Source organism: Escherichia sp. WS2035, assembly GCF_046487065.1.
GTDB lineage: Bacteria > Pseudomonadota > Gammaproteobacteria > Enterobacterales > Enterobacteriaceae > Escherichia > Escherichia coli.
In genome coordinates this window covers 1-12,589 of record NZ_JBJQKD010000018.1, presented here as the reverse complement: position 1 = coordinate 12,589, position 12,589 = coordinate 1, and the positions used below count along the sequence as shown (strand labels likewise).

12 protein-coding genes and 2 tRNA genes are annotated in these 12,589 nt (G+C 53.1%); 3 read left to right on the top strand and 11 right to left on the bottom strand.

Going from position 1 to position 12,589, the window contains the following annotated elements:
* Positions 1-38 precede the first annotated feature (38 nt).
* Entirely contained in the window at positions 39-1,514 is a 1,476-nt protein-coding gene (gene ilvC, locus ACJHX4_RS22600; protein WP_001296589.1) for a ketol-acid reductoisomerase, read from the bottom strand.
* Between the two features lie 149 nt (positions 1,515-1,663).
* Between ilvC and ilvY the strand changes: the two genes are divergently transcribed.
* Positions 1,664-2,554, top strand: coding sequence for an HTH-type transcriptional activator IlvY (ilvY, locus tag ACJHX4_RS22595; protein ID WP_000365762.1), 891 nt, complete (start codon positions 1,664-1,666; stop codon positions 2,552-2,554).
* Here the strand turns inward: ilvY and ilvA are convergent.
* The 7 genes from ilvA to ilvL all read right to left on the bottom strand — a co-directional run bounded on the left by ilvA (position 2,551) and on the right by ilvL (position 9,106).
* Complete coding sequence (gene ilvA, locus ACJHX4_RS22590; protein WP_000785599.1) at positions 2,551-4,095, bottom strand: threonine ammonia-lyase, biosynthetic; 1,545 nt, start codon at positions 4,093-4,095, stop codon at positions 2,551-2,553. The two genes, ilvY and ilvA, sit on opposite strands and share 4 nt — an antisense overlap.
* A gap of 2 nt (positions 4,096-4,097) precedes the next feature.
* Positions 4,098-5,948: a dihydroxy-acid dehydratase gene (gene ilvD / locus ACJHX4_RS22585; RefSeq protein WP_001127372.1), complete on the bottom strand. Its 1,851-nt coding sequence runs from the start codon at positions 5,946-5,948 to the stop codon at positions 4,098-4,100.
* A 64-nt stretch (positions 5,949-6,012) separates the two neighbouring features.
* A complete protein-coding gene (gene ilvE / locus ACJHX4_RS22580; RefSeq protein ID WP_000208520.1) occupies positions 6,013-6,942 on the bottom strand; it encodes a branched-chain-amino-acid transaminase in 930 nt (309 codons plus the stop codon).
* A 19-nt stretch (positions 6,943-6,961) separates the two neighbouring features.
* Positions 6,962-7,225 (bottom strand): acetolactate synthase 2 small subunit, encoded by a 264-nt coding sequence (gene ilvM, locus ACJHX4_RS22575; RefSeq protein ID WP_000983255.1) that lies wholly within the window; start codon positions 7,223-7,225, stop codon positions 6,962-6,964.
* The gene (gene ilvG, locus ACJHX4_RS22570) at positions 7,222-8,868 is read right to left on the bottom strand and encodes an acetolactate synthase 2 catalytic subunit (RefSeq protein ID WP_001012588.1); all 1,647 of its coding nucleotides are present in this window, start codon (positions 8,866-8,868) and stop codon (positions 7,222-7,224) included. The genes ilvM and ilvG overlap by 4 nt, the downstream gene beginning before the upstream one ends.
* Before the next feature lie 2 nt (positions 8,869-8,870).
* Positions 8,871-8,921: a peptide IlvX gene (gene ilvX, locus ACJHX4_RS22565; RefSeq protein WP_001387183.1), complete on the bottom strand. Its 51-nt coding sequence runs from the start codon at positions 8,919-8,921 to the stop codon at positions 8,871-8,873.
* Between the two features lie 86 nt (positions 8,922-9,007).
* Positions 9,008-9,106: an ilv operon leader peptide gene (gene ilvL, locus ACJHX4_RS22560; RefSeq protein ID WP_001311244.1), complete on the bottom strand. Its 99-nt coding sequence runs from the start codon at positions 9,104-9,106 to the stop codon at positions 9,008-9,010.
* Positions 9,107-9,458: 352 nt separating this feature from the next.
* Between ilvL and ACJHX4_RS22555 the strand changes: the two genes are divergently transcribed.
* Positions 9,459-10,979, top strand: a complete 1,521-nt coding sequence (locus ACJHX4_RS22555) for a YifB family Mg chelatase-like AAA ATPase (RefSeq protein WP_001532061.1) — start codon at positions 9,459-9,461, stop codon at positions 10,977-10,979.
* A 24-nt stretch (positions 10,980-11,003) separates the two neighbouring features.
* On the opposite strand, the gene maoP is transcribed toward ACJHX4_RS22555, so the two are convergent.
* Positions 11,004-11,342 (bottom strand): macrodomain Ori organization protein MaoP, encoded by a 339-nt coding sequence (maoP, locus tag ACJHX4_RS22550; protein WP_000841001.1) that lies wholly within the window; start codon positions 11,340-11,342, stop codon positions 11,004-11,006.
* A gap of 118 nt (positions 11,343-11,460) precedes the next feature.
* Between maoP and hdfR the strand changes: the two genes are divergently transcribed.
* Positions 11,461-12,300, top strand: coding sequence for an HTH-type transcriptional regulator HdfR (gene hdfR, locus ACJHX4_RS22545; RefSeq protein ID WP_000379257.1), 840 nt, complete (start codon positions 11,461-11,463; stop codon positions 12,298-12,300).
* 95 nt (positions 12,301-12,395) lie between these two features.
* Here hdfR and ACJHX4_RS22540 read toward each other — a convergent pair.
* Positions 12,396-12,471: transfer RNA gene (locus tag ACJHX4_RS22540), tRNA-Trp, on the bottom strand.
* A gap of 8 nt (positions 12,472-12,479) precedes the next feature.
* Positions 12,480-12,556, bottom strand: a tRNA-Asp gene (locus tag ACJHX4_RS22535).
* Between the last annotated feature and the right edge of the window lie 33 nt (positions 12,557-12,589).

Below are 12,589 nucleotides of genomic sequence, written 5' to 3'. Positions count from 1 at the left end.
GCCTTCTCCGGGAGAAGGCCTTGAACTCTGAATCGCTATTAACCCGCAACAGCAATGCGTTTCATATCTGTCATATAGCCGCGCAGTTTCTTACCTACCTGCTCAATCGCATGGCTGCGAATCGCTTCATTTACATCACGCAGCTGCGCGTTATCTACCGCACCTTCCGGAATAGCTTTACCCAGGTCGCCCGGTTGCAGCTCTGCCATAAACGGTTTCAGCAGTGGCACACAAGCGTAAGAGAACAGATAGTTACCGTACTCGGCAGTATCGGAGATAACCACGTTCATTTCGTACAGACGCTTACGGGCGATGGTGTTGGCAATCAGCGGCAGTTCGTGCAGTGATTCATAGTAAGCAGATTCTTCGATGATGCCAGAATCAACCATGGTTTCAAACGCCAGTTCAACGCCTGCTTTTACCATCGCGATCATCAGTACGCCTTTATCGAAGTACTCCTGTTCGCCGATTTTGCCTTCATACTGCGGCGCGGTTTCGAATGCGGTTTTGCCAGTCTCTTCACGCCAGGTCAGCAGTTTCTTATCGTCGTTGGCCCAGTCAGCCATCATGCCGGAGGAGAATTCGCCGGAGATGATGTCGTCCATATGTTTCTGGAACAGCGGCGCCATGATCTCTTTCAGTTGCTCAGAGAGCGCGTAAGCACGCAGTTTCGCCGGGTTAGAAAGACGGTCCATCATCAGGGTGATGCCGCCCTGTTTCAGCGCTTCGGTGATGGTTTCCCAACCGAACTGAATCAGTTTTTCTGCGTATGCCGGATCGGTGCCTTCTTCCACCAGCTTGTCGAAGCACAGCAGAGAGCCAGCCTGCAACATACCGCACAGGATGGTTTGCTCGCCCATCAGGTCAGATTTCACTTCCGCAACGAAAGAGGATTCCAGAACGCCCGCACGGTGACCGCCGGTTGCAGCCGCCCAGGCTTTAGCGATCGCCATGCCTTCGCCTTTCGGATCGTTTTCCGGGTGAACGGCAATCAGCGTCGGTACGCCGAATCCACGTTTGTACTCTTCACGTACTTCGGTGCCAGGGCATTTCGGCGCAACCATTACGACGGTGATGTCTTTACGGATCTGCTCACCCACTTCTACGATATTGAAACCATGAGAGTAGCCCAGCGCCGCGCCGTCTTTCATCAGCGGCTGAACGGAACGCACTACGTCAGAGTGCTGCTTGTCTGGCGTCAGGTTAACCACCAGATCCGCCTGCGGGATCAGTTCTTCGTAAGTGCCAACTTTGAAGCCGTTTTCGGTTGCTTTACGCCAGGATGCGCGCTTCTCGGCAATCGCTTCTTTACGCAGAGCGTAGGAGATATCGAGACCAGAATCACGCATGTTCAGGCCCTGGTTCAGACCCTGTGCACCACAGCCGACGATGACTACTTTTTTACCCTGAAGATAGCTCGCGCCATCGGCGAATTCATCGCGCCCCATAAAGCGACATTTGCCCAGCTGTGCCAGCTGCTGGCGCAGATTCAGTGTATTGAAGTAGTTAGCCATGGTGATTCCTCGTGATGTTGTGCTTCTTATTGTTCGGTTCGCGTTTGCGAGATTGAATTCACTATATGACAGGAAATTTATTGCGGAAATTGATATATTCACAACGTCACATTGCAATTTCTGCAACGTCAACATTAAGGGCTGCGCCATTGGATTTACGCGATCTGAAAACCTTCCTGCATCTGGCGGAAAGCCGCCATTTTGGCCGCAGCGCGCGGGCAATGCACGTTAGCCCGTCCACGCTCTCTCGGCAGATTCAGCGCCTGGAAGACGATCTCGGTCAGCCGCTGTTTGTGCGCGATAACCGCACGGTAACGCTAACCGAAGCAGGCGAAGAACTGCGCGTTTTCGCCCAGCAAACGCTGTTGCAGTATCAACAGCTGCGCCACACCATCGATCAGCAAGGACCGTCGCTCTCTGGCGAATTACATATCTTCTGCTCGGTGACCGCTGCCTACAGCCATCTGCCGCCGATTCTCGATCGCTTCCGCGCGGAACACCCGTCGGTGGAGATTAAACTCACGACTGGTGATGCGGCAGATGCGATGGAAAAGGTCGTCACTGGCGAAGCGGATCTGGCGATTGCCGGGAAACCGGAGACTCTGCCCGGCGCAGTGGCGTTTTCGATGCTGGAGAATCTGGCAGTAGTGCTGATTGCCCCCGCGCTACCCTGCCCGGTGCGTAACCAAGTTTCGGCAGATAAGCCGGACTGGTCTACAGTGCCGTTTATCATGGCCGATCAGGGACCAGTACGCCGGCGCATTGAGTTGTGGTTTCGACGCAACAAAATCAGCAACCCGATGATTTACGCCACGGTCGGCGGGCATGAAGCGATGGTGTCGATGGTGGCGCTCGGCTGTGGCGTAGCCTTGTTGCCGGAAGTGGTGCTGGAAAACAGCCCGGAACCGGTGCGTAACCGCGTGATGATTTTAGAGCGCAGTGATGAGAAAACGCCGTTTGAACTGGGCGTGTGTGTGCAGAAAAAGCGGCTACATGAGCCGCTGATTGAGGCATTCTGGAAGATTTTGCCGAACCATTAACCCGCCAAAAAGAACCTGAACGCCGGGTTATTGGTTTCGTCGTGGCAATCGTAACCCAACTCATTCAACCGGGTTTCGAAATCCGGTTCATGGTCGCCAAGTTCGAACGCCGCCAGTACGCGCCCGTAGTCGGTGCCATGGCTGCGATAGTGGAACAAAGAAATGTTCCAGTGCGTACCCAGCGTGTTGAGGAAGCGCAACAGCGCGCCCGGCGATTCCGGGAATTCGAAGCTGTAGAGGCGTTCCTGCAACGGATGCGACGGACGCCCGCCGACCATATAGCGCACATGCAGCTTCGCCATTTCGTCGTCGGAGAGATCCACTACGCTGTAGCCGCCATCGTTGAGCATCTGCAAAATTTCTTTGCGCTCTTCGAGGCCACGGCTCAGGCGCACACCGACAAAGATGCAGGCGTTTTTGGCATCGGCAAAACGGTAGTTGAACTCGGTGACCGAGCGCCCGCCAAGCAGCTGGCAGAACTTCAGGAAGCTGCCCTTCTCTTCCGGGATGGTTACCGCCAGCAACGCTTCACGCTGTTCGCCCAGTTCGCAACGTTCCGAGACGTAGCGCAGGCCGTGAAAGTTCACGTTAGCACCAGAAAGAATATGCGCCAGCCGCTCACCGCGAATGTTGTGCTGGGCGATATATTTTTTCATTCCCGCCAGTGCCAGCGCGCCAGAGGGTTCCGCTACCGCGCGCACATCTTCGAACAGGTCTTTCATCGCCGCACATATGGCATCGCTATCGACGGTGATGATGTCGTCGAGATACTCCTGGCATAAACGGAAGGTTTCGTCGCCGATGCGTTTCACCGCAACACCTTCGGCAAACAGCCCCACGCGTGGCAGATCAACCGGATGACCTGCATCCAGCGCCGCTTTCAGGCAGGCGGAGTCTTCCGCTTCCACGGCAATCACTTTGATTTGCGGCATCAGTTGTTTGATCAGTACCGCCACGCCCGCCGCCAGACCGCCGCCGCCGACTGGCACAAATACGCGGTCGAGATGGGCGTCCTGCTGGAGCAGTTCCAGCGCCAGCGTGCCTTGCCCGGCGATCACCATCGGATGGTCGAACGGCGGCACCCAGGTGAAGCCCTGCTGCTGTGACAGTTCGATCGCTTTCGCTTTTGCTTCATCAAAGTTCGCGCCGTGAAGAAGCACTTCGCCGCCGAAGCCGCGCACCGCGTCGACTTTGATATCGGCGGTGGCGGTTGGCATGACGATCAGTGCCTTCACGCCTAACCGTGCGGAAGAAAACGCGACGCCCTGCGCGTGGTTACCCGCAGAAGCGGTGATCACGCCGTGCGCTTTCTGTTCTTCCGTCAGGCCCGCCATCATGGCGTATGCGCCGCGCAGCTTAAAGCTATGAACTGGCTGACGGTCTTCGCGTTTCACCAGAATCACGTTATCGAGACGCGACGAGAGTTTTTCCATTTTTTGTAGCGGCGTGACCTGCGCCGCTTCGTAGACCGGCGCGCGCAGCACCGCTCTTAAATATTCGGCGCCTTCCGGGGCGCCGGAGAGAGGTTGTGAGTCTGCCATCATTAACCCCCCAGTTTCGATTTATCACGCACCGCGCCTTTGTCGGCGCTGGTTGCCAGGCTGGCGTAGGCACGCAGCGCAAAGGAAACCTGACGTTCACGATTTTTCGGTGTCCAGGCTTTGTTGCCACGAGCTTCCTGCGCTTCACGACGCGCCGCCAGTTCGGCATCGCTTACCTGTAACTGAATGCCACGGTTCGGAATGTCGATAGCGATCAAGTCACCATCTTCAATCAGGCCAATGCTGCCGCCACTTGCCGCTTCCGGTGAGACGTGGCCGATGGAAAGACCAGAGGTGCCGCCAGAGAAACGACCGTCGGTGATCAGCGCACAGGCTTTACCGAGACCCATTGATTTCAGGAAACTGGTTGGGTAGAGCATTTCCTGCATCCCCGGACCGCCTTTCGGGCCTTCATAGCGAATTACTACCACATCTCCGGCGACAACTTTACCGCCGAGAATCGCTTCTACCGCGTCGTCCTGGCTTTCGTAGACTTTCGCCGGGCCAGTGAATTTGAGGATGCTGTCATCGACGCCTGCGGTTTTAACGATGCAGCCGTTTTCTGCGAAATTACCGTAGAGTACCGCCAGGCCGCCGTCTTTGCTGTAAGCGTGTTCCAGCGAGCGGATACAGCCATTGGAGCGATCGTCGTCCAGCGTATCCCAGCGGCAATCCTGCGAGAATGCCTGTGTAGTACGAATGCCCGCCGGGCCAGCGCGGAACATATTTTTTACCGCATCATCCTGGGTCACAATGATGTCGTATTGTTCCAGCGTTTGCGGCAACGTCAGGCCAAGTACATTTTTCACATCACGGTTCAGTAACCCCGCACGATCCAGCTCGCCGAGAATACCGATAACACCACCAGCACGGTGAACATCTTCCATATGGTATTTTTGGGTGCTCGGCGCGACTTTACACAGCTGCGGTACTTTGCGGGAGAGCTTATCGATATCACTCATGGTGAAGTCGATTTCCGCTTCCTGCGCCGCCGCCAGCAGGTGAAGAACGGTGTTGGTAGAGCCGCCCATCGCGATATCCAGCGTCATGGCGTTTTCAAACGCCGCCTTACTGGCGATGTTACGCGGCAGTGCGCTTTCATCATCCTGTTCGTAGTAACGTTTGGTCAATTCAACAATGCGTTTACCAGCATTGAGGAACAGTTGCTTGCGATCAGCGTGGGTTGCCAGCAGCGAGCCGTTGCCCGGCTGCGACAGGCCCAGCGCTTCGGTCAGGCAGTTCATTGAGTTAGCAGTAAACATCCCGGAGCAGGAACCGCAGGTTGGGCAGGCGGATCGTTCAACCTGATCGCTCTGGGAGTCAGAAACTTTCGGGTCTGCGCCCTGGATCATCGCATCAACCAGATCGAGCTTAATGATCTGATCGGACAGTTTGGTTTTCCCGGCCTCCATCGGGCCGCCGGAAACAAAGATCACCGGAATATTCAGGCGCAGGGAAGCCATCAGCATCCCCGGGGTGATTTTGTCGCAGTTAGAGATGCAGACCATGGCGTCGGCGCAGTGGGCGTTGACCATATATTCAACGGAATCAGCGATCAGTTCGCGAGATGGCAGTGAATAAAGCATGCCCCCGTGGCCCATAGCGATCCCATCATCCACCGCAATGGTGTTGAACTCTTTGGCAACGCCGCCCGCCGCTTCAATTTGTTCGGCGACCAGTTTACCGAGATCGCGCAGATGAACGTGACCCGGTACAAATTGGGTGAACGAGTTCACAACCGCGATAATCGGCTTACCGAAATCGGCGTCGGTCATTCCGGTGGCGCGCCACAGCGCACGAGCACCCGCCATATTACGACCATGAGTGGTGGTGGCGGAACGGTACTTAGGCATACTTTATTTACTCCCAGTGTCTGTCTCGTAAATGGGACGGTGCGTGCCGTCCCATTTTTTGTATTTATTGATTAACTTGATCTAACCAGCCCCATTTATCTTCGGTCTCGCCAGTGAAGAGGCCGAAGAAGGCTTGCTGAATGCGTTTGGTAACCGGGCCGCAACGGCCTTCACCAACCTGAATACCATCTACACTGCGCACTGGCGTGATTTCTGCCGCCGTACCGGACATAAAGACTTCATCCGCCAGGTACAGGGATTCGCGCGACAGCACCTGCTCACGCACTTCAATTCCCAGCTCTTTCGCCAGTTTGATGATGGCATCACGGGTAATACCCGGCAGCGCGGAGGAGGTGAACGGTGGAGTAAACAGCACACCGTCTTTCACTTCAAACAGGTTTTCGCCTGCGCCTTCAGAGATATAACCATTCACATCCAACGCGATACCTTCCTGATAACCGTGGCGGCGCGCTTCGCTACCCACCAACAGGGAAGAGAGGTAGTTACCACCAGCTTTCGCTGCGGTTGGGATGGTGTTTGGTGCAGCACGGTTCCAGGAGGAAACCATCGCATCGATCCCCTGCTCCAGCGCTTCTGCGCCCAGATACGCCCCCCACGGGAAAGCGGCGATAATCACATCGGTTGAGTATCCCGCTGGCGGGTTTACGCCCATGCCAACATCACCGACGAAAATCAGCGGACGGATATAGGCGCTGGTGAGATTGTTTTTGCGGATCACGTCGCGACAAGCTTCCATCAGCTCATCAATGCTCTGCGAAACCGGGAAACGATAGATTTTGGCGGAGTCATGCAGACGCTGCATATGCTCACGATGGCGGAATACAACCGGTCCTTTGTGCGAGTCGTAGCAACGGATGCCTTCAAAAACCGAGGTGCCATAGTGCAGCGCGTGCGACATCACATGCACCTTCGCGTCTTCCCAGCGAACCATCTCCCCATTGAACCAAATGTAATCAGCTTTCTTCGTGGTCATTTTTATATTCCTTTTGCGCTCAGGCGCGGATTTGTTGTGATGTGGTTGTGCTCTGGCAGATAGCAACGTGTGCGACGTCCACCAGTTTATTTAACTGACTAAACAGTAAGTCGACCGACCGTGGGCTGGCAACGGTCAATTCGATATTTATATTTTGTGCATCGCTGGCGGCAGCCATATTCATTGAGCAGACGTGGAAACCACGATGACGCACCACGCGTAAAACACGTTCTAAGGTTTCCGGATTGAAGCGAGCCGATACATTGACCTGATGTTGCATCATGATAATTTCTCCAACATTTCAGAATTACTGGCACCAGGCGGCACCAGCGGCCAGACGTTCTCAAGTTCGTCGATTGAGACATGAAGCAGGTATGGCCCATCACTGTTCAGCATGGTGTCGAGTGCCGCTTCAACCTGGTCTTTATGGGTGATGTGTTGGCCAGGGATGCCGAAGGCGCTGGCTAACATGAGGAAATCGGGGTTATCGGTAAGGGTGGTTTCGCTGTATCGTTCCTGGAAAAACAGTTGCTGCCATTGTCGAACCATCCCTAACCGTTGGTTATCGAGTAAGACGATTTTCAACGGTAACTGCTTGCGTTTTACGGTGCCCAGCTCTTGCACATTCATCATAAAAGAGCCGTCACCGGAGATACAGACGACAGTATCGTTCGGTCGCGCGACTTGTGCGCCAACCGCCGCCGGTAAACCGAAACCCATGGTGCCTAAGCCGCTGGAGGTGATGAAGTTTTCCGGGCGAGTGTGGACGATGTGCTGGGCAGCCCACATCTGGTGCTGCCCCACATCTGTGGTCACGATGCAATCCGCAGGTTTACGATCCGACAGTTGTTTTAACAACAACGGCGCGTAGATAGCGTCACCAGGATGGTCGTAACGCCAGGCATGTTCATCACGCAGTTGCGCGCAGTGTTGCTGCCAGTCATCGATATTTAACGGCTGCTGTAATGCTGGTAACAGAGCATTTAAATCACCCTGTAATGCCACATGTGCCTGACGCAGCTTGTTCATTTCTGCCGGATCGATATCCATATGGATAACGCTGGCGTGTGGTGCGAAGGTGTTCAGTTTGCCGGTCACCCGGTCATCAAAACGTGCGCCCACGGCTATCAGTAGATCGCACTCCTGCACTGCGAAGTTCGCCGCTTTGGTGCCGTGCATCCCCAGCATGCCCAGATAGTACGGATAATCTGCTTCTACTGCGCCCAGCCCTTTCAACGTACAGGTGGCAGGCATTTTTGTGGCAGCGAGAAATTCACGCAAAGCCGAAACTGCCTGCGCCATGCCCACGCCACCGCCAACGTACAGCATCGGTTTTTGCGCTTTTGCCAGCATCTGACGCGCTTGCTCGACTTCGGCATGTGGGAAAGTCACTTCGTTTTCAACAGTGGTGAACCACGGTTCCAGATCGCCGCTGGCTAACTGGATATCTTTTGGAATATCGACCAAAACCGGACCAGGACGACCAGAGCTGGCGACGTCAAACGCTTCGGCCATGATACGCGGTAACTCTTCCAGTGATTGCACCAGGAAACTGTGCTTGGTGCAGGCTAACGACAACCCCAGAATATCCACCTCCTGAAATGCGTCAGTGCCGATAAACGGTGCGGATACCTGACCGGTGATAGCAACAACGGGGATGGAATCTAACAGCGCGTCCGCAAGCCCGGTTATCAGGTTGGTTGCACCTGGGCCAGACGTGGCGATGCAAACGCCAGTTTTGCCGGTAGCACGGGCATAACCGATAGCCGCCATTGCTGCACCTTGCTCGTGTCGGCACAGCAAGTGTTCCACGCCACCGTCATACAATGCATCGTAAACCGGCATAATTGCGCCACCCGGATAACCGAAAACGGTGTTTACACCCTGTGCCCGCAACGCATGTACCACCCACTGTGCACCATTCATAGTTAGTTCCCCGTCCTGAATCTTGAGAAACAGAATTTTGTGCTGTTATTCATTGTCTGCTCCTCAGTTATGTTTTTAAGGTCAAAAAAAACCCCCGGACCTTTCGGTGCGGGGGTCTTAGTTCGTTAAGGCTTGATCTCTAAGCCTTTCCTCGTCCAAGTGCAGCCCCGCACGGTGGGATAATAATCACCACCACGCTAATCACGACCAGGCTAATCACTCGTAGAAGGGCTGTCATTTTGTCTTTTCTTGCATCTTGTTCGAAGGAATGCCTAAAGAGTTACCATAGATTTTGCGAATAGCACAAGATATTTTTTGGCCGATTTTTATGATGTCTTTAATAATCTCAAGAGAAATTGTTGTTTTTTAAAAAGAAAATAGTGAGTGAAAAAAATTCAATTTCAGTATGAATGTTGTTCCCTTCCTCGTAGTTCATCCTTTGCCCGCTGCATTTTTGCGAGCATCATTCCACCGCCAGAACAACTCAACTTCACTTGCACAAATAAACAGGAATCAGCCACTAAAATTCACGAATTTGCGGGCTACAGCAGCGATATCTTATGCACATAATGGTGACTCAAGGAGGGCTTATGTCACTGTCAATTGTTCATACCCGCGCAGCCCTGGGAGTAAATGCGCCCCCAATCACTGTTGAGGTACATATCAGTAAAGGTCTACCAGGCTTAACGATGGTGGGCTTACCAGAAACAACGGTAAAAGAAGCTCGCGATCGCGTGCGCAGCGCCATTATCAATAGCGGATATGAATATCCGGCGAAAAAAATCACCATCAACCTTGCTCCAGCCGATCTGCCAAAAGAAGGGGGACGATATGATTTGCCTATCGCTATTGCGTTGCTGGCGGCCTCAGAACAGCTTACAGCCAATAAGTTAGATGAATATGAATTAGTCGGAGAACTGGCGCTTACAGGCGCTCTGCGTGGCGTTCCCGGCGCAATCTCCAGTGCAACTGAAGCTATTAAGTCGGGCAGAAAAATTATCGTCGCGAAAGATAACGAAGATGAAGTGGGGCTAATTAACGGTGAAGGATGCCTGATAGCCGATCATCTGCAGGCTGTCTGCGCGTTTCTGGAAGGTAAGCACGCTCTCGAACACCCGAAACCAACTAATGCAGTATCCCGGGCGCTACAACATGATCTCAGTGATGTTGTCGGTCAGGAGCAAGGAAAGCGAGGACTGGAAATTACCGCCGCTGGCGGGCACAACCTTTTACTGATTGGACCGCCGGGAACAGGTAAAACAATGCTCGCCAGCCGTATTAATGGCCTTTTGCCAGATTTAAGCAATGAAGAGGCACTGGAGAGCGCTGCGATATTAAGTCTGGTAAATGCTGAATCAGTACAAAAACAATGGCGGCAACGCCCGTTCCGCTCACCTCATCACAGTGCGTCGTTAACTGCGATGGTGGGCGGTGGTGCAATTCCAGGGCCAGGTGAAATTTCGCTGGCGCATAACGGCGTGCTTTTTCTTGATGAGCTACCTGAATTTGAACGGCGTACACTGGATGCCTTGCGAGAGCCGATTGAATCCGGGCAGATCCATCTTTCACGCACACGAGCAAAAATAACCTATCCAGCCCGTTTCCAGCTTGTCGCGGCGATGAATCCCAGCCCTACCGGACATTATCAGGGAAACCATAACCGCTGCACACCAGAACAGACATTACGTTATCTCAACCGGCTCTCGGGGCCCTTTCTCGACCGCTTCGATCTCTCACTGGAGATCCCATTACCGCCTCCCGGCATTTTGAGTAAAACGGTAGTGCCGGGAGAAAACAGCACCACCGTTAAACAACGTGTAATGGCCGCCAGAGAGCGCCAATTTAAGCGGCAGAATAAACTGAACGCCTGGCTGGATAATCCGAAAATACGCCAATTCTGCAAGCTTGAGAGCGAAGATGCGCAGTGGCTGGAAGAAACGCTGATCCATCTGGGGTTATCGATTCGTGCCTGGCAGCGGTTATTGAAAGTTGCACGAACCATTGCTGATATTGATCAGTCTGACATTATCACACGTCAGCATTTGCAGGAGGCAGTTAGCTATCGTGCGATTGACCGTTTGCTCATCCATCTGCAAAAACTACTGACATAAAAAAAGGGCATTTCGCCCTTTTTATTAATCGTCAGAATCGGTGTAGTCTTCAGCACCTTCAACCTGCGGTTTACCGCCGGAAAGGGTGTGAAAACGTTTTGGACGCTTGATACGCGTCATATACTTGGACCACACGCGTTCTGCTTCTGTCACTGGTTCACGTTCGCCACGGCATACTGCTACGAAGAGTTTCTCTTCCTCGGTAACCGGCTCGCGTTTGCCAAGATCCAACTCATTGAAGGCATAACCATGACGCTCAAGCAGTTGTGCCTCTTTGATGGTGAAGTCACCATGACGAGAGAATCCACGTGGATAATGTTTATTGTCGAAATATCGATTAGTCGTCGTAAAGCTTTCCGCCATCCTGCACGCTCCTAATTCTTTGACCGAGCTAGTTATGGCGCGGAGTATTAGTTACGCTTGACAGAGTGTAAAACAAAACATTTAAATCATAACGACAAATAATTTTGCGGAGAGCACTGTGGATACGGAATTGTTAAAAACTTTCCTGGAAGTTAGCCGAACGCGTCACTTTGGTCGAGCGGCTGAATCGCTCTATCTGACCCAATCAGCCGTGAGCTTTCGAATCAGACAACTGGAAAATCAACTGGGTGTGAATCTTTTCACCCGCCACAGAAACAATATCCGTTTAACCGCTGCCGGAGAAAAGCTTCTGCCTTATGCAGAAACGCTCATGAGCACCTGGCAGGCCGCCCGCAAGGAGGTGGCGCATACCTCACGACATAATGAGTTTTCTATCGGTGCCAGCGCCTCGCTGTGGGAGTGTATGCTTAATCAGTGGCTGGGACGCTTGTATCAAAATCAGGATGTCCATACAGGCTTACAGTTCGAAGCGCGAATTGCCCAACGGCAGTCTCTGGTAAAACAGTTGCATGAACGCCAGCTTGATCTTCTTATTACAACTGAAGCCCCCAAAATGGACGAATTTTGTAGTCAGTTGCTGGGGTATTTCACTTTAGCGCTTTATACCAGTGCCCCTTCTAAACTAAAGGGAGATCTTAACTATCTGCGACTAGAGTGGGGGCCAGACTTTCAACAGCATGAGGCAGGTTTGATCGGTGCTGACGAAGTTCCCATTCTGACAACCAGTTCTGCTGAACTGGCACAGCAACAGATTGCGATGCTTAATGGTTGCACCTGGCTACCCGTCAGTTGGGCACGTAAAAAAGGCGGCCTGCATACCGTTGTCGATAGCACAACACTTTCACGGCCGCTTTATGCCATATGGCTACAAAATAGCGATAAAAATGCGTTGATTCGCGATCTATTGAAAATTAACGTGCTGGATGAAGTGTATTAATCTGAATGGCTGGCAAGGATGCCGGTAGAAGGATTTACTTCGGAGAGGGTTATTTCAGATAAAAAAAATCCTTAGCTTTCGCTAAGGATGATTTCTGGCAGGGGCGGAGAGACTCGAACTCCCAACACCCGGTTTTGGAGACCGGTGCTCTACCAATTGAACTACGCCCCTAATTAGGGTGGCGGAACGGACGGGACTCGAACCCGCGACCCCCTGCGTGACAGGCAGGTATTCTAACCGACTGAACTACCGCTCCACCGAATTCTTTTACAACCACCGGTTTTATGAC